The sequence below is a fragment of the Bacillus thuringiensis genome (assembly GCF_001455345.1).
Lineage (GTDB): Bacteria > Bacillota > Bacilli > Bacillales > Bacillaceae_G > Bacillus_A > Bacillus_A thuringiensis_N.
In genome coordinates this window covers 797,973-815,759 of sequence record NZ_CP013274.1, presented here as the reverse complement: position 1 = coordinate 815,759, position 17,787 = coordinate 797,973, and the positions used below count along the sequence as shown (strand labels likewise).

Here is a 17,787-nt window from a genome sequence, read left to right as displayed (position 1 = left end):
CCGCATGCCATTTATCCTCATATATTTTACAATCTTATCAAATTTATAAAAAACATTTGACTTAGAGTATACTCTAACAAATACAATCTAACCATAAATGAATTTGAACTTAGGGGGATTTTATATGAAATACACGGTTATTACTGGTGCAAGTTCCGGAATTGGTTATGAAGCAGCTTTAGCATTTGCATCTCGTGGGAAAAATTTAGTACTTGTAGCTCGAAGACAAGAAGAATTGAACGGATTAAAATTGAAAATTAACGAAATGCATCCAGAGTTGGATGTTGTCATTCGACGAACGGATTTATCTGTCACTGAAGATGTTTATAAACTTTATGAAAGCCTACAAACTTTTCAAATTGAAACGTGGATTAACAACGCAGGTTTTGGTAATTTCGCCTCAATTTCCGAACAAAATTTAAATAAAATAGAGACGATGTTACATGTCAATATAGAAGCACTAACAATACTCTCTTCTCTTTTCGTTCGAGATTATTCAATGGTTGATGGAACACAGCTTATTAACGTTTCATCGGGCGGCGGATACACGATTGTTGCTGATGCTGTTACGTACTGTGCTACGAAATTCTATGTAAGTGCATTTACAGAAGGGCTGTCTCACGAACTAAAGGAACAAGACGCAAAACTGCAAGCAAAAGTTTTAGCTCCTGCTGCAACTGAAACAGAATTTGCAAAACGTTCATTTGATATTGATGAGTTCCAATACGATAATGTTGTACCGAAATTCCACACTGCAAAACAAATGGCACAATTTATGCTCGATCTTTACGATAGCGATAAAGTTGTAGGGATTGTCGATGGTTTTACTTATAACTATGAGCTTAAAAGCCCCATTTTTAATTTTGCAGTAAGAAAAACGAATTCAAGTTCTTAATTTCCCCTAAAATATAGATGCCCACTATTACGTAAATAATAGTGGGCCTTTTTCTGTCTGACAAATTCACCCAACATACCGAATCATCGCCACCTCATCACAATAATCAACCTTTGGACAATGCCTACAATCAATCCATACTTTCTCTGGCAATGCATCTCTATTCACAAAATCAAACCCGCACTTTTGAAAAAATTCCGTCTCATAGGTTAAAGAAATAACTCTACTCACTTTTATTTTCGCTGCCTCATTTATTACATGGTTTACTAACATACGTCCAATCCCTTTCCCTGCATATGTATGCGAAACGACTAACGATCGTACTTCTGCAAGGTCCTCCCCTAACACATGTAAACCAGCAACTCCAACGATGTTCTCCCCTTCTTTCATAACATATAAACATTGTAAATATTGATAGAGAGACAAAAGAGAACGCGGTAAAACAGCTCCCTCTTTTGCATAAGCTTCAATGAGACTATAAATTTCTTTCACATCACTCGTAACCGCATTACAGATTTTCATATTCTATCCCCTTGCCCCTGATATTAATATTTATAAATCAAATTGAATTTTAATACATAATTTTATATAATAATACATCTCTCCTTTCTCCTCGTCAATCACTTTATACAAACAAAAAACCAAGCAATCTAATCGATGCTCGGTTCCTCATTTCGTATCGGTAATACGGTCGAATATTTAATTTCACGAAGTGCTAAACTCGTCTGTATCTTTGTAATACCAAGCTTATTTAGCTTTCTAATAAACTGCTCTAATTCTTTACGATCACGATTTGCAACTTTTAATAAATAATCATATTCTCCTGTTAAGCAGTGACATTCTAACACTTCAGGCATCGATTCTAATTCTTTTTCCAACACTTCAAGTTTATCCGATTGATGAATATTCGTACTCATAAAAATGAAGCATAACAAATCAAAACCAAGCTTTTCTTGATTTAAAATGGCTACTTGCTTATCAATGAATCCTTCTCCATCTAATCTTTTTATTCTCGCATGCATCGCAGCTGGTGATAAATTAACGCGTCGCGCAAGCTCTGCATTACTTACTTGTGACTCCTTCTGCAATATGTCTAAAATTTGTACATCCAAATCATCCAACACTTTAATAACAGACGACTCCATTACAATTCCCCCTTTTTTCTTACCGATGATTATTCGAAAAAACACCTTATACCTTACACAAAACTGAATATCATTCCGTAAATGATATTCATAACTAAAGATTTTATCGAGTTTTCATCATTATACAAAAGAATATATTACACAATAAAGAAAAATGCTAAAATTATTTACAATTCGTATTGATTACAACAAAGGGGATTTTAGCATGCCTTATTTTTATGTCTTTTTACTATTATTAACGAGCTTATTATGGGGGGGAAATTTCGTCGTTGGAAAATCACTCGTTGATCACGCGTCTCCGATGACACTTACAAGTTTAAGATGGATGATTGCGATCGTTTGTTTATTACCAATGGTATGGTTTAAAGAAAAGAAAATCATTCCACCTCGCGCGGCAATACTTCCGTTAGTACTGATGGGAATTTCAGGGGTTGCTCTTTTTAACATCTTTCAATTTTTAGCATTAGAAAAAACATCCGCAACAAATGTAGGGCTTATTTCTACATTAAACGCAATTTCAATCGCATTATTTTCTGTCTTATTTCTAAAAGAAAAAGTAAATACACTTCAAATCCTATCCATGGTTCTTTCATTCTTTGGGGTTATTCTTGTCCTATTAAAAGGTAATTTCTCACTTTTATTTTCATTACATTTTAATAGCGGCGATTTATGGATGATGGCTGCTGTTTGTATTTGGGGAATCTATTCTGTTTGTAGTAAATGGGCAACAAAAACAACGACACCACTCATGGCCACATTATACTCTGGTATTTTCGGCGTTATTTTATTACTACCGTTTAACATAGGGAGCTTCACTGTTACAAATATCAACACTTCTTTTATAACATCCCTTTTATATACAGGACTCATTTCCACAGTTCTTTGTATGGTATTTTGGAATGTTGGCGTACAAAAATTAGGAGCAACTACATCTGGCATTTTTCTAAACTTCAACCCCATTTTCACTGCTATTTTAGCATTCCTTTTCCTCGGTGAAGAACTAACATGGATACAAATTGTAGGGACAATGATCGTTGTAACAGGATGTTATTTATTTTCTCATTTCAAAACAGTTACTGTTCAGCCAACTGGAGCTTTAATACGAAAACATTCTTAATGAAAACACATCGTCATCTGAGTGGCGATGTGTTTTATTTATTCTTCATTTCTTTTATATACTGCTTTTCCTCTTCTGGTGATAAACGTTCTGTTGCCTTGCCAGTATCTCCACCTTGAAGGCTCCATAAAAAGTTGTGCTCCTCAACAGTTTGAGAAAAATCGCTTTTCTCCCATCTATTTATAATAGAAAATAATTTCATTTTATATTGAAAACCTGTACTGTTTTCAATATCTCTTTTCACATTAGAAATTTCCTTGTTCGTCATTTCTACAAATCCCCATTTTTCAGAGGATTTTACCTTTTGGTGCACCATTTTGTGCATAGTAGAAATAACTTCACCTTCACTAATTTGTGGAGCTTCTTCTGCAACTTTCTTCTCTTTTTCATTTGCCGCTTGCTGGGTTTGAATATTTTTATTTTCTTTTTCTACATATGCAAGCAATTTCTTTCCGCCAACTATAGACGAGATAATTACTATAATTGTAATACATATACCTACGATCCATTTAAAAAGCATTAACTCTTCATCGCTTCCTTAACAATATGACTATCTACATACTGCTTAAACTTCACAATTTTTCCGTTCTCAAGTTGCCATACATGAACAAATTCTGCTTCAAATGATTTTCCCGTTTCTTTATAAACTCCTGAATACATACCTTCAGCAATAATTACATCTTTTCCGTTTACTTCATGATACGTATTTACACTCGCTTTATAATCATCCCATTCTGATCCTAATCGGCTAAATACATTTTCCATTATTGCTTCTACACCTATATAAGTTCCCCCGTACGGGAATCCTTCTGCCTCTGTCCATTCTACTTTTTCAGAGAGGGCTTCTGCTAAATGTTTTGCATTTGAAGAAGCTGATCCTTCATACGTGCTTCGAATAATTTCTAAATTTGATTTAGGCATATTAACTTCCTCCCGTTTTATTTATTTTTACACAAGATGTAACTTTCGTGGTTACATCTTGTGTAAAAAAATATTTAAATTGTTTTATTCTTAATCTATACGATGTAATCATTATAGTTACAATGATGATTCAAGTCAACAATTTATAAATAAATTTACTTCGTTTTCATTACTTTCTCTTTTAAGAAACGATCTACATATCCCTCTGCTTTTACAACAAATAAATACGCACCCATTGATAATAATGCAAGATCTAATTCATATCCTGGATTCTTTCCATCTCCTAATAAACCTGCTGCTCCATTTACCTTTACGATAGCTCCAGCTAAAATAAGAGCGAATAATAATCCTACATATCGTACGCCTAAACCGATAATTAATAATATACCACCAACTAATTCAACTGTTGCTACGCCATATGCAAGACCGCCCGGTAAGCCAATGCTTGTAAACCATCCCGCTACGTTATCGATACCTGATTGAAACTTCGCTAAACCATGTGCAAAGAACGTTACTCCTAACACGATACGAATAATTAAATTCCCAATATATTGATTCATTTTTTTCTCTCCTTTTTGTTTTGTTATGGTGAACTTTTATTTACAAGTCAAAACAATACGGTATTTCATTTCATTCGTCAAATACTTTTTTAAAGAAAACAAAAAACATTATCCCTTTTACGGATAATGTTTTCTTACAAAATAGCGCTAATTCAAGCTTTTACTCTATTACACAAAAAAGTTGAAACATTTTTCCAGCACCAACATACGACAATAAAGATATATCCTCTTCTACAATCATGCCAGCAACGTTCACTTTCTCATCTGCAGGCAAATCATGTACAGCAACTTGCATCTCTCCTGCATATCTCCCGTACAATTCATTATCAATTGTAATGCTGCCTTTCTTTCTTGCAATTGTATGCATCGGCTGTACAATCACTTTCTGTTCTTCTCGCGATTCTACTGAGCGAATGACATCACGAGCTGGATCTAGTCTATTTGTATGCACTTGTTCTACCATTTTTAATACTTCAATTTTCTCTATCAATGGCTCATACCGCAGCGGAATAATTCCTCTACTCGCACTCGCTATCTCTTGTACGCTTTCTAGACTTCCGCTTATATCCCCGATTAACACTTTATCAACACCACAATGTTGTACAAGTTCTAAGTACGCTTCAAGCGGGCGCATATTACGGTGCTTTTCTAGCGTTGGTAACCCTTCATATAGCGGACCACGTTTTTCCCAATCTCCCGGAATAAATGCCATTGTTTTTATTCCGCACGCATGTAAGTATTCGTTTTGTTTTTGTAAAAAGGACTTTGCTAGTCCTGTTTCTGGACGCGGATAAAAATTATGCCACGCTTCTACATTCTCTACCCGTATCTTTTCAGTGATTAACTCTTTCCAAAATGATTCTGTAATCGTACTCGCATTTAAAGCTACTTTCATTTTATGGGATACGCGCGCAATTTCTTTCGGCGTGATGCCATAGTCCATTCGTAAGCCAGTAATGCCCCACTCTACTAACTCTTCCGCATTTTCGTACGTCATTCCTAAATGGTGTAACGATTTTGGAGAAACATCGACCATTAATTCCATTTCATACTTCAGCGCTTGTTTCCCAAGTATTTGTATTAATTCTTTATACGTATTTGGATCATCTTCTGGAATATGAAGTGATGTAAAAATAGATGAAAATCCGTTTTCCTTCGCTACTTTTAGCCACTCTTCTTGCTTCTTTACTCGTTCTTTTGAAAGATAAATTGAAACTCCGATCATATGAATCTCCCTTTCTATGAATAGAAAAAGAGAAAGGAATCCCTTTCTCTATATGTTTTCTGCCATTTCTTCTTTAAATCCGAAGAAGTACGTAAAGATGAATCCGAAAGTATATGCCACTACTAATCCAAGGAAATATAATAAATACTTATTATCAGCAATTAACGGAATTAATGATAATCCTGATACACCAATTCCAAGTGCGGCTGTTTTCATAACTGCTTGGAATGCACCGCCGACAGCTGCCCCTAAACAAGCTGTAAGAAACGGTTTTCCCAGTGGTAATGTAACCCCGTATAATAACGGTTCACCAATTCCTAAAAATCCAACTGGTAATGCACCTTTAATTACGTTACGAAGTCGTTTGTTTTTTGTTTTTACAAAAATCGCAATTGCTGCTCCTACTTGCCCAGCACCCGCCATTGCTAGTACTGGTAATAAAGGCGTTACGTGCGTTTGATTAATAAACTCCATATGAATCGGTGTTAAACCGTGATGTAATCCGACCATAACGAGCGGTAAAAATGTTCCGGCAAGCACTGCTCCTGCAAACGCGCCGCCAATATTTAGAATACCATTAATTCCGCTTGTAATTCCTTCAGATAAGAAACCTGCTACCGGCTGAATTGCTAACATCGTTACGATACTTACGACTAACACCGTAATGAGTGGCGTTATAATAATATCAACTGCATTTGGTACAGCTTTTCGAACTTGTCTTTCTACTACAACCATAAGCCACGCTGCAAAAATAACTGCAAACAATCCGCCCCGTCCGGGTACGAGCGCTTCACCGAATAATTTTACAGTCGCCATCGCCGGGTTGAAAATTAAAATACCAGCAATTGCCCCAAGAACTGGAGTCCCGCCGAATTCTTTCGCTGTATTCCAGCCGACTAAAATTCCTAAGAATGTAAAGATACCGCCGCCAATAAGTAGTAACATTTGTAGCCACGTTGCATTCGGATCAGCACCTGCGTTTTTCGCAAAGTTAGCAACCCCGTTTATAATACCTGACGCAACAAGACCCGGAATTAACGGAATGAAAATACTTCCTATTTTTCTTAAAAAGTTTTTCACCGGTGTATTATTTTTCTTCTTCATCTCTGACTTCATCTCTTGCCCAAGATCTTCAAGGTGATGATCTGCCACCTCACCAATTCGCAGTCCCGTTAAACCTTCCATCTCTGCTGCTACTTTATTTACTGTCCCTGGCCCAACAACGACTTGAAGCGTCTCATCTTCAATAACGCCCATAACCCCTTCAACCTTTTTCAAAAGGTCCATATTCACTTTACTTTCATCATGAAGCGTTAATCGCAGTCTCGTCATACAATGAGCGATGCCACGAATATTTTTTATTCCCCCAAGTTGCTCCGAAATTTCTTTGGCCATTCTCTCTTCTTTCTTCATAATAGAATCCCCCTCCCTATTATTTATAGTGCCTTCTTCACAAACCCTTTTGCTTCTTTTAGTTTCTCCAGTGCTTCCCCATACTCACACTGCAACAACACCATAACAATCGCAGCTTTCACGTTACGTTCTGCTTTTTCATAATGCTCTGCTGCTACTTCATAACTAACCCCTGTTGCTTCCACAATAATTCGTTTTGATCGTTCTACTAACTTTTCATTCGTAGATTGCACATCTACCATTAAATTTTTATATACTTTCCCAACACCAATCATAGAAGCTGTTGAAATCATATTCAGCACTAATTTTTGCGCTGTACCAGCCTTCAACCGCGTTGAACCTGTTAAAATTTCTGCGCCTGTTTCTACTTCCACATTTAGTTTTGCATATTTACTTATTTCAGCATTTTTATTACAGGAGATACTCGCTGTACTCGCTCCCACGCTCTGCGCGTATTTCAAGCCGCCAATTACATAAGGAGTTCGACCACTTGCCGCAATTCCAATCACTGTATCTTTCTCGTTTAATCCAATACTTTTTAAATCTTCTTCTGCTAACCCTTCGCGGTCTTCGGCACCCTCCACCGCTTTAGTAAACGCTTTCAATCCACCTGCTATAAATCCTTGCACCATTTTATCATCTGTACCAAATGTCGGCGGGCATTCCACCGCGTCCAAAATACCTAAACGGCCACTCGTACCAGCCCCAATGTAAATTAAACGGCCCTCTTGTTCAAAGGATTTAATAACAATCTGTACAACCTTTTCAATTTCTTCTATTTCATTTTCAACTGCTAACGCAACAGTTCGATCTTCTTCATTCATACTTTGCAGAACTTCTTTTATGCTCATCTCATCTAAATTCATCGTCTTCTCATTACGATGTTCTGTCGATAAATTTTCTAACATATTATCACCTGCTTCGAAATTTAATTTCATACTTTTATTATAACTTTAAGAAATTTAAAATCAATATTACTTTATTATTTTATGAAATTTCATTTCTTTTCATGACGAATTTATCCCACTTTAACTGGCAGTAAGACCCCCACCTCAAATTCAGCGAAAGCAAAGAAGATAGGTGGGGGATCAACTGCCTGTAAAAGTCCGATTGGTTCAACTAATAATAAGTGGGGGATGCCCCCCACTTATTAAAGTTTCACTTTATGTCAGTACGCAAAAAAAGATGGGTTTCCCCATCTTCTCATTTTAACTTCCGTAATCGCAAGGCTTCTTCTCTTGTCTCCATAAATTGATCCAAAACTTTATTACCGATACGATTGAAGGTAATCACATATAAGGCATCAATCATATTCAGCTGTGTCATTCTTGAAGCAATACTCGCAATACGATGATCTTGTTCCACATCTGGCATACAAAGACGAATATCCGCCTCTTTATATAACGGTGATGATTGATCGAGCTTTGTAATCGCAATAACTGTTGCACCTTGTCTCTTCGCATATTGCGCCATTTCAAGTACATCTTTCGTACGACCAGATGTTGAAATCGCAACAAATATATCGCCCTCTTTTAAATTCGTCACAAGCGGCAACATCATATGAAAATCAGATAGCATCATCGCTGTAAATCCGAGCCTTGTAAATTTATAAGCCCCGTCCATCGCTGGAGTAGCTGATCCGCCGACTCCGTAAAATATAATCTTATCCGCATTTACAATACGATCTGCAGCTTTCTCAAGTTCTTTTTTATCTATCGCCGTAACGCTCGCCTCAATTGCAGCTTTATTGACATATGTAACTTTATTAAACAAGTCATACGGTCCATCTTCCGTATTCATAACTGAAAAATCATTAATATTATAATCAGCAATCGTTAATTCACGAACGAGCGCGATTTTAAATGCTTTAAAACTTCCAATTCCAATCGACTTACAAAAGCGAACAACACTCGCCTCACTTGCGCCCGCATTCGTTGACACTTCTTTCGTCGTTAAGTTCGGAACAATCTCTGCATTCTCCATTATGTACATGGCAACCTTCTTTTCAGCTGGTGAAAATTGATCCATATTATTTTCAATTTTAAATAGTAATGTTGAAGCTTTCACTATTTAACCTCCACTTCTTACGGTTGCTTATATTCTCTACTATCATTTGTATCATATAGATAAAAACCATCATTACCAGGTGGATGGTGAACAATTACAGTTCGATCCCCTTTTTTATACGACGTTATTTCACCTTCAGATCGCTGTTTTTCCCATCCACCTATCCAAATTGCAAAGTCAGGTACAAAAGCAGTGTACTTATAGTCTTTCGGGTTTTCGTCTTCTACATAGGAAGAAAAAATAGAAACCGGAAAATCTTTCACTTTTGATTCTTTCCATGCAGTAAATGGTATACATAGTGCAATAAGTATGATTACACCGATAACCTTCCCCTTCGTAATCTTCACACTTCCCTCTCCTTGTCATATCACATACATAGATTTTACCATAATTACAAACCTTTCATGCCACATGACTATTGCTTTTTTCAATAAAAAAAGAGCTTATCTACGTCAGATAAGCTCTTCCTCTTTACACGAAATACTTCTTCAAAAGCGGCGGCGTAATAATCGTCGTTAATATAACAACAATAACAATCGCTGTGAAATTTTCTTTCGCCAATAAATTCGCTGTAAGTCCATTCGCTGCGATGATAAGTGCTACTTCTCCGCGCGACACCATTCCCGCACCAATACTAATAGAAGATTGGAGGTTGAATCCTGTTAGTCTTGCTCCTAAACCCGATCCGATTAACTTTGTGAAAATCGCAACGAGCGTCATAATGATAATGAACCAAAGCTGGCTTCCGATACCTTGAAATGTAATTTCCATTCCGATACTTACGAAGAACACCGGTACAAATATCGCATAAGCAATCGGTTCAATTTTATGTTCTACTTCGTGCTTATACTCTGTTTGAGAAATGGCAATTCCGGCTGCAAATGCTCCAATAATACCTGCAATTCCCATCATTTCACTGTAATACGAAAAAGAAAAACAAATAATAAGAGCCGCGCTAATTAGCGCTTCTGTTACACGAAGCGGCACGAGCATTTTCATAATCCAAGGAACAACTTTCCATGCGATAAAAACGATGCTGACAAAGAAAATAATTTTCTTTACGATAACTAGTGTTATATTCACATCTTGCGTTCCTAAAAAACTCATAACAAACGCTAATAAAATAACAACGATGACATCATCAAATACGGCAGCACCTAAAATTGTTGTACTTTCTCTCGTATTCATTTTCCCTAGATCGCGTAGCGTCTGCACCGTAATACTAACCGATGTTGCGCAAAGTAATAGCCCTAAAAAAATGGCATGGGACTGCATTAATCCAAACAACAATCCTGTTACATAACCACCGATGAAAGGAAAAATAATTCCACCGGCCGCTACTGCAAATGATGATTTCAAATTCCGATTTAACTCTTCTAAATCTGTTTCAAGCCCTGCCATAAACATAAGGAGTAACACACCAATCTCACTCAATTCATCAATCAATTCAGAACTATTTATAATACCGAGTACAGCAGGACCGATAATAATACCAACAAGTAACTTACCAAGTACAGAAGGCTGGCCGAGTCTTACACTAATATCACCAGCTAATTTCGTACAAAGTAAAATGACGACAAGTTCAAAATAAAATAACATAACATCTTCTCCTACTTTAACTTTGATCAGTGGGTCGTTAACCCTCGTCCATTCCTGCAAGTAGTTTCTCCTATTCATCCGCATTTTATTTGTCATATTTCTATTTGACAAAATATTCTGAATTATATTAAGATTAACCCAGCAATTTTAAAAAACTACGCACCATAACTGTACCTCCATTTACTTACATACTCTTTTCTAGTGGGCTCATACTATATTCGCAGTTATGGAAATGAAAAAAACGGAGGGAGAGTCCAAAGTGAAGTCATTATTACGAAAAAAACCGCTTAGTACTGAATCACCACGGCAGTTAGAAAGAACATTAACCGCACTTGATTTAACGTTTTTAGGAATTGGCGCCGTAATTGGGACAGGGATATTTGTATTAACAGGTATTGTTGCAGCGAAACATTCTGGTCCTGGTATTATGCTATCATTTCTTATTGCTGCATTTACTTGTGCTTGTGTAGCCTTTTGTTATGCCGAATTTGCTTCTTCTATTCCTGTCTCAGGAAGTGTGTATACTTACGCATACATGACAGTCGGAGAAGTCGTCGCCTTCATCGTCGGATGGTGTTTAATGCTCGAATATTTACTAGCAGTCGCAGCGGTAGCTGTCGGTTGGTCTGGTTATTTACAATCTTTACTACAAGGATTTAACGTCCATCTGCCCGCCATAATTGCCTCGGCACCTGGCGTAGGAAAAGGTGGTCTCATCGATTTACCAGCTGTTTGTATTTTACTCATCATTACTGGCCTTTTAAGCTTTGGTATACGCGAAAGCGCACGCATTAATAATATTATGGTTCTTATCAAGTTAGCGGTTATTATCGCCTTTATCGTAGCAGGCGCAAAATATGTAAAACCAGAAAATTGGACGCCGTTTATTCCATTCGGATACGACGGTATTATTACTGGGGCTGCCACTGTATTCTTCGCCTTCTTAGGTTTTGATGCAATCGCAACCGCTGCGGAAGAAACAAAAAAACCGCAGCGCGATTTACCAATCGGCATTATTGGCTCTCTTCTTATTTGTACCGTTTTATACATGATTGTATCTTTCGTTTTAACAGGTATGGTTCCATATACACAATTAGATGTTTCTGATCCAGTTGCATTTGCCTTACATTTTGTTGGTGAAGATACCATTGCAGGACTACTCGCTGTTGGGGCAATGACTGGAATGACAACTGTTCTCTTGGTCGTTATGTATGGACAAGTTCGCGTTTCGTATGCGATGAGCCGCGACGGTTTACTTCCAAAAGCGTTAGCACGTGTGAACAAAAAAGTAAAAATCCCTTTATTAAACACGTGGATTACTGGCGTTGTGTCAGCTTTATTAGCAGGACTTTTAGACTTACATGTATTAGCTAACTTAGTGAACATCGGTACGTTAACAGCCTTCACATTCGTTTGCTGCGCTGTACTTATTTTACGAAAAACTCATCCTGACTTAAAACGCGGATTCCGTGCACCTTTCGTACCTGTATTACCAATTGTTGCAATTCTTTGCTGTTTATATTTAATGATTAATTTGTCTAAAACGACATGGATTAGCTTTGCCGTTTGGCTTCTAGTCGGCTTATGCTTCTATTTCTTCTACTCTAGAAAACATAGTCATTTAGCTACTGAAAAAACAAGTGATGAACAGAAAAAAGCATAATAAAATAGCTCGCCGATAAAACGGCGAGCTACCTTCATGTCTGATTATGCTTTTTCGTTAACGATTGTAAAATGAAAAATATGCCGATGCAAGCTGTAAACCATGCCCAATTTCCTATTGGTGTAGAATATTTAAAAATGCCAATACCTACAAGTACTATGAAAATAATCACCTGATATATAAGCTTCCACTTTTGCATATATTCCCTCCTTTACTTCGTTCCCTTCTTTTTCTTCTTCCATGCATTCAAACTATCAAAGAAAAAGTTAATAAATAGCGTGCCTAAACCCGCTAATAAAAACGTCATTAAAAATAGAATCCATATACTTTTTTCTTTTAAGAAATAATATCCTACAAGGAGCACAACCGCGATCCATACATATTCAAGAATTCTTTTTAGCTTTTTCTCTTCCAAATTATTCGCTCCTTCATTCTATACTATTTTTAGTATAACAAAAAAGAAGCCCATCATGATAAGCTTCTTTTCTTCACTCTTATTTGTTTATGCTTTTTTCAACGAGTGAAATCGCATACTCTAATGTACGATTCATCGTTTCTACCTGTGCATCCTTTACTTTCGCATCTTTTAATACAGCTTCTGCCACTGTAATTTTTTGACTCAATGATTTCACTGAACCGTCCGTTACATTTGCAGCTTGCGCTTTTTTCACTACTGCTTTTGCAGATTCAATATTTATTTGTAATTTTTCTTTCAGTGTTTTCGGTTGTTCTACTACTTTAGATTGTATAAATGTTTGATTTGCAGTTTTTAATTCATTATACGCTTGAACAATTTGTTCTCCCGTACTCGCTACATTTTCAAACACTTGTTTTGCATTATTATAGCTTTTCTCTAATTCTTGAAATGCTTCCTTTGAATATTGACCTGGCTTATCACCAAATTCATACGTACCAGCTAATACTTCTTTTACTTTTCCAAGTTCTTCATATAACGCATTTACTTGCTCTAACTTCGTGCGGTTAGAAAACTCATTGTACGATGCTAATACTTCTGAAGAACTTAACGCTTTACTATATAATTTCGCAAGCGAGATTTGTCCATTTAACGGAATACCACCATTCCCATTACTATCAGGGTCAGCTCCAAGTGCAAATGGTACATTTGGATGATACACTTTTCCTGTAGCTGGTTGGCTATTTACTTTTTTACCATCGACATAAATAGCTACTTCACTTCCGTTATACGTTCCTGTTAAGTGATATGTTTTGTTTGCTTCTAATTGAACTCCAACACGTTTATAGCTGCCGCCAATGTGAGCCCACAATTCAACATATCCACTTCCTGTAGACTCAAATCCAATTCCGCCGCTCTCCGTATTTTGTAGAATACCTTGCCCGCGGATTTCATTCATTGAAAATACCGTTTCTAACGTAAATGTATTTGCTACTTTTTCTTTCTGTGCTGCTGAAAACGGAAGGTATCCAAATGTATTTGCTTTTCCGTTTAGCTTCATAACATTCTTTTTCAATGCTTTATCATATTCAATAGTTACATTGCCCTTAACATCACCTTTTGTACTAAATGGTGAATTATCTTTAAATGTACCATCTGCAAAGTTTACATCAAAAACGTCAGCCTTTGGTACTTTCACATTCGGGTCAATATTATCTTTTTTCGTAGTAATTTCTGCCGTTAACGGTTGTACACTTTCATTACCAAACGAATCAATCGCAACTACTTCAAGTGTATATGTTTTTCCGCCATCTAATCCGGCAAGTGTAAATGTCAGTTCTTTCGGCACTGGATCACGATAAAACTCTGAGAATGCCAACAATTTATTCTTTATTTCTCCCGTTTGCTTATCTCTAGCTTGTACACGGTAAGAATGAACAAGAAGGTTGTCCAACGCTTGCTGGAATGTTACTGTTGCTGCATTTTCTGTTACATTGGATACAGCAAGCTTTGCATCCTTAGCAAAGTAAGGCTTTTCTTTATCACGATCTTCTACATGTGTAAATGTATCTTTCTTTGCTGGTAATTTAATTTTCCAAGGCTCGCCTGTCCAAGAATTTGTATGGAAATCACGACGATTAATTGTTACTTCTTTATCGTCTACTTCTACTAATAAACCTTGGCTTAATGTACTAGCTCCCGGCGGGATAGTCCCTTGTACTTTACCACCTTCAACTTCCATATAACTTACAGAAGATGTACCAACTGATGTAAAGTCTTTTTGATGAATCGATCTTGGGTCATCTAACGGATAATGTGAATGACCTGAAAACGTAATAACCTGTGGATATTCTTTTAACACCTCGTTAATTTTCGCACTATCTTTTGTTCCCCACTCTTGGCTACCGTATACTGTATCTTTAATATGTTGGTGTAAAAATACGAAAATTGGTTTTTCTGGATCATCTTTTTGTGCCTTTGCCATTTCTTCTTTTAACCAATTAATTTGCTTGTCTGAATAATATCCATGAGTTGTACCGTCCTCCGGAGACATAACAAGGAAATGATACCCTTTTACCACTTTGTGATAGTAAATCGATTCCATTCCTGTTTTTTCTAAGAAACGCTTCTGTGCGCCCTCTACAGATAAACCGTTCCAATAATCATGGTTACCAAGAGAATTCATTCGCACGGCATCTTTATTTGCGTTTTCATTATACACTTGCATGAAACGATCATATTGTTGCAGTGATCCTGAATCAGTAAAATCTCCCACAATTACGAACGCATCTTGTTTAGGTGCAAGTGTATTCAGTTGCTCGATTGCTCGTTTCCAGCGAAACGTATCATCTGTTCCACTATTCTTAATATGTACATCACTTACAACTGGAAAAACTATCTTCTTCTCACTCGGTGCCTTTTCTTGCTTCTTCTCTTCCGCTTTAACTGATGTACTCCACGGAAATGATACAAATGCTAATACAAAAACCATTAATAATCCAATAAGACCTTTTACTTTGCGTAAAACAGTTCTGTCCACGTAAATCCTCCTCATATAATGAATTAATTACAATGGTTATTGTATCGAACACATATTAACTTCGTTTAAAGTGAAAATAAAATTTATTTAATTTTTGTAAATATACAGTCAATTTTCCGTGACATCCAACATTACTTGTATTATCTTATACAACCACCTTGTGTCTAACAGACTCTTATTCATTATTATGATTTGGAAGCCTATTAAACAAACTTTCCTGAAATTTTTCGCCCCTTTATTAACACAACTATCGTTTTACAACATTTAATAGTAATAAAAAGAAAGTATGAAGGGAGGAGCTATTAATGGCTTGTAAAAAAAATATCGGCTGTTATGCCCCTTTATCTATCATTTGCCCTCCCTATGATCCACCTGATCCCCCAAATCCACCATCTTGTGAATTAGTCACCAATGAATTCGCTGGTAATTTTTTTATAACAAAAGAAATTCCACCGCCTTCTAAAAGTCCTACATTAACCTTATGGGAAGGAGATGGTATACTTAAAATATCAGGTACCATTTCTGTGTATAATAGCACTAGTAGTACCGAAGCGGTTACTGTTCAAATTATTGGACAGGTGACAAATGCTTTTACTGTCTATCCTGGCAACACAATGTCATATACAGGTCAGTCATTACAATCTATGACAATTATTAACATTCCACATAACCCAACTCGGTATATAGAAGGAAAATATTGTTGTCAATTCTCGTTTTGCTTATAAAATCATTTATGACCTCAACTTACAAACTATATAAAAAAAGCATACCGTTACGGTATGCTTTTTCTTATGAAATTGGATAACGTACCGTAAGACATAATTGTCCCTGACTTACTCCCGTTCCTGTCGTTACGATTTGAATTGTAGTAAAATACCTTACTGTAAATGATCCACTACTTTGGGGTTGTACAGTAATTGTATTCACCACTGTCGCTCCTACTAAAAAATTCACGGTAATTGGAGCTGTACCTACATCATATTTCACATAACCTGATGCATATAAATCTTGCGTAATATTATTCGTATACACCGTTTCGGTTACCGCACCAGTAGCGGACCAATCTATACATACTTGATCTTGTACAAGTGTTTTATTGGAGCAACAAGATAAACTAGAATTCCCCATTTTAGCCTTCTCCTATTCTTCTATGAAAGTGAATAACGCGTCGTGATACAAAACTCACCTTGATATGTCCCAGCTGTTGCAGCTGGTAAAGTTACTTCAATTGTTTCAAAACGGCGATACGTAAAAGCAATACTTGTTCCTGGATTTATAGTTTGGGTATCAAGTGTATTACCCGCAGAATCAAGAACTGTTAACGTTATTGCCGCTGGTCCTACGTCATATCGAACAAATCCTGTTCCAATTAAATTTTGATTAATATTGTTGTTGTACAGCACATTCGTAATAGCAGTCGCTACTACAGTTCCTGACCACGGACTACACACTTTATCTTGCACATAATTTTTATCTGGACAACAAGTTAATGCTGACCCTGAGCACTCACAAGACATAGTTGTTTCCCCTCTCTCTTTTATATTCCCTATATGTGTATGTCCTTTAGAGTCTTTTGCCTGTACTATTCATCTATTTTCAAAAAATATTCAAATGACTAAATAGATTCCGTTCTGTTTCTTTTTTTCATAAATTTATAGATTAAAATACCACCTACAACAATGACTACGGCTAGTAATATCGGTAGCATATATTGCCCTACAACATCCGCAGCCTTTGCCCAATGCGGACCTAATTTCATTCCAAAATAGACATATAAAGTCGTTAACGGGAACATTGCTACAAATGTATAAATACTAAATTTCCATATGTTCATTTTTGCCATACCACATGGAACAGAAATAAGCGTTCGAACTCCCGGTACAAAGCGTCCAACAAATGCTACAACCGGTCCATATTTCTCAAAGAAATCATCTGCTTTTTGAATTTGTTCTTCTTTAATAAAGAAGTATTTCCCGTATTTTATTAATAGAGGGCGACCACCGTAATAACCGAGTGCGTATAACGTTAACGGTCCTGTCGTTCCCCCCAGTGTCCCGGCTAATACAGCTAGCCAAAAATTCATATCACCCTCGTACACCCAATACCCAACCATAGGCAAAACTACCTCTGCTGGAATAAATTCAAACGTTAATGCTAACACAACTCCAAAATAAGAAAACTGCTTTAAAAACTCGATTATATCTAAAATAATTTGCTCCATTCTTTTA

At 36.5% G+C, this 17,787-nt stretch carries 21 protein-coding genes; 4 read left to right on the top strand and 17 right to left on the bottom strand.

Annotated elements, in window-relative coordinates; all coding sequences use genetic code 11:
- Positions 1-124: 124 nt before the first annotated feature.
- Positions 125-895, top strand: coding sequence for an SDR family NAD(P)-dependent oxidoreductase (locus tag ATN06_RS04450; RefSeq protein WP_060629681.1), 771 nt, complete (start codon positions 125-127; stop codon positions 893-895).
- Between the two features lie 66 nt (positions 896-961).
- Here the strand turns inward: ATN06_RS04450 and ATN06_RS04445 are convergent, their stop codons facing one another.
- Positions 962-1,417, bottom strand: coding sequence for an N-acetyltransferase (locus ATN06_RS04445; protein WP_060629680.1), 456 nt, complete (start codon positions 1,415-1,417; stop codon positions 962-964).
- Positions 1,418-1,545: 128 nt separating this feature from the next.
- Positions 1,546-2,040: an Lrp/AsnC family transcriptional regulator gene (locus ATN06_RS04440; protein WP_029437581.1), complete on the bottom strand. Its 495-nt coding sequence runs from the start codon at positions 2,038-2,040 to the stop codon at positions 1,546-1,548.
- A 205-nt stretch (positions 2,041-2,245) separates the two neighbouring features.
- Between ATN06_RS04440 and ATN06_RS04435 the strand changes: the two genes are divergently transcribed.
- Entirely contained in the window at positions 2,246-3,157 is a 912-nt protein-coding gene (locus tag ATN06_RS04435) for a DMT family transporter (protein ID WP_060629679.1), read from the top strand.
- A gap of 34 nt (positions 3,158-3,191) precedes the next feature.
- Here ATN06_RS04435 and ATN06_RS04430 read toward each other — a convergent pair whose 3' ends face one another.
- The 9 genes from ATN06_RS04430 to ATN06_RS04390 all read right to left on the bottom strand — a co-directional run bounded on the left by ATN06_RS04430 (position 3,192) and on the right by ATN06_RS04390 (position 10,942).
- Entirely contained in the window at positions 3,192-3,677 is a 486-nt protein-coding gene (locus ATN06_RS04430) for a PRK06770 family protein (RefSeq protein ID WP_060629678.1), read from the bottom strand.
- On the bottom strand, positions 3,677-4,078 hold the full coding sequence (locus tag ATN06_RS04425; RefSeq protein WP_060629677.1) for a nuclear transport factor 2 family protein: 402 nt from the start codon (positions 4,076-4,078) through the stop codon (positions 3,677-3,679). Before ATN06_RS04425 ends, ATN06_RS04430 begins: the two co-directional genes overlap by 1 nt.
- 155 nt (positions 4,079-4,233) lie before the next feature.
- A complete protein-coding gene (locus ATN06_RS04420) occupies positions 4,234-4,638 on the bottom strand; it encodes a DoxX family protein (RefSeq protein ID WP_001077751.1) in 405 nt (134 codons plus the stop codon).
- A 160-nt stretch (positions 4,639-4,798) separates the two neighbouring features.
- Positions 4,799-5,863, bottom strand: coding sequence for a DUF871 domain-containing protein (locus ATN06_RS04415; protein WP_060629676.1), 1,065 nt, complete (start codon positions 5,861-5,863; stop codon positions 4,799-4,801).
- A gap of 48 nt (positions 5,864-5,911) precedes the next feature.
- Positions 5,912-7,276, bottom strand: coding sequence for a PTS transporter subunit EIIC (locus ATN06_RS04410; protein ID WP_060629675.1), 1,365 nt, complete (start codon positions 7,274-7,276; stop codon positions 5,912-5,914).
- 23 nt (positions 7,277-7,299) lie between these two features.
- Positions 7,300-8,184 carry an N-acetylmuramic acid 6-phosphate etherase gene (gene murQ / locus ATN06_RS04405; protein WP_060629674.1) on the bottom strand — a complete coding sequence of 295 codons (885 nt, stop codon included), beginning with the start codon at positions 8,182-8,184 and terminating at the stop codon, positions 7,300-7,302.
- Between the two features lie 295 nt (positions 8,185-8,479).
- Positions 8,480-9,343 (bottom strand): MurR/RpiR family transcriptional regulator, encoded by an 864-nt coding sequence (locus tag ATN06_RS04400; protein WP_060629673.1) that lies wholly within the window; start codon positions 9,341-9,343, stop codon positions 8,480-8,482.
- A gap of 17 nt (positions 9,344-9,360) precedes the next feature.
- Entirely contained in the window at positions 9,361-9,690 is a 330-nt protein-coding gene (locus ATN06_RS04395) for a hypothetical protein (RefSeq protein ID WP_060629672.1), read from the bottom strand.
- A 124-nt stretch (positions 9,691-9,814) separates the two neighbouring features.
- Complete coding sequence (locus ATN06_RS04390) at positions 9,815-10,942, bottom strand: cation:proton antiporter (RefSeq protein WP_060633091.1); 1,128 nt, start codon at positions 10,940-10,942, stop codon at positions 9,815-9,817.
- 259 nt (positions 10,943-11,201) lie between these two features.
- Between ATN06_RS04390 and ATN06_RS04385 the strand changes: the two genes are divergently transcribed.
- Positions 11,202-12,605: a branched-chain amino acid transporter BcaP gene (locus ATN06_RS04385; protein ID WP_060629671.1), complete on the top strand. Its 1,404-nt coding sequence runs from the start codon at positions 11,202-11,204 to the stop codon at positions 12,603-12,605.
- 34 nt (positions 12,606-12,639) lie between these two features.
- Here the strand turns inward: ATN06_RS04385 and ATN06_RS04380 are convergent, their stop codons facing one another.
- From ATN06_RS04380 to ATN06_RS04370, 3 genes are all read right to left on the bottom strand, one after another.
- The gene (locus tag ATN06_RS04380) at positions 12,640-12,804 is read right to left on the bottom strand and encodes a hypothetical protein (protein ID WP_060629670.1); all 165 of its coding nucleotides are present in this window, start codon (positions 12,802-12,804) and stop codon (positions 12,640-12,642) included.
- Positions 12,805-12,816: 12 nt separating this feature from the next.
- The gene (locus ATN06_RS04375; RefSeq protein ID WP_000391503.1) at positions 12,817-13,020 is read right to left on the bottom strand and encodes a hypothetical protein; all 204 of its coding nucleotides are present in this window, start codon (positions 13,018-13,020) and stop codon (positions 12,817-12,819) included.
- 79 nt (positions 13,021-13,099) lie between these two features.
- Positions 13,100-15,559, bottom strand: a complete 2,460-nt coding sequence (locus tag ATN06_RS04370) for an FN3 and LamG domain-containing metallophosphoesterase family protein (protein ID WP_060629669.1) — start codon at positions 15,557-15,559, stop codon at positions 13,100-13,102.
- A gap of 305 nt (positions 15,560-15,864) precedes the next feature.
- Between ATN06_RS04370 and ATN06_RS04365 the strand changes: the two genes are divergently transcribed.
- Complete coding sequence (locus ATN06_RS04365) at positions 15,865-16,284, top strand: S-Ena type endospore appendage (RefSeq protein WP_060629668.1); 420 nt, start codon at positions 15,865-15,867, stop codon at positions 16,282-16,284.
- Positions 16,285-16,348: 64 nt separating this feature from the next.
- On the opposite strand, the gene ATN06_RS04360 is transcribed toward ATN06_RS04365, so the two are convergent.
- From ATN06_RS04360 to ATN06_RS04350, 3 genes are all read right to left on the bottom strand, one after another.
- On the bottom strand, positions 16,349-16,687 hold the full coding sequence (locus tag ATN06_RS04360) for a DUF3992 domain-containing protein (RefSeq protein ID WP_060629667.1): 339 nt from the start codon (positions 16,685-16,687) through the stop codon (positions 16,349-16,351).
- Positions 16,688-16,707: 20 nt separating this feature from the next.
- Positions 16,708-17,076 (bottom strand): DUF3992 domain-containing protein, encoded by a 369-nt coding sequence (locus ATN06_RS04355; protein WP_060629666.1) that lies wholly within the window; start codon positions 17,074-17,076, stop codon positions 16,708-16,710.
- A 98-nt stretch (positions 17,077-17,174) separates the two neighbouring features.
- Positions 17,175-17,780, bottom strand: coding sequence for a DedA family protein (locus ATN06_RS04350; protein WP_060629665.1), 606 nt, complete (start codon positions 17,778-17,780; stop codon positions 17,175-17,177).
- Positions 17,781-17,787: the final 7 nt, after the last annotated feature.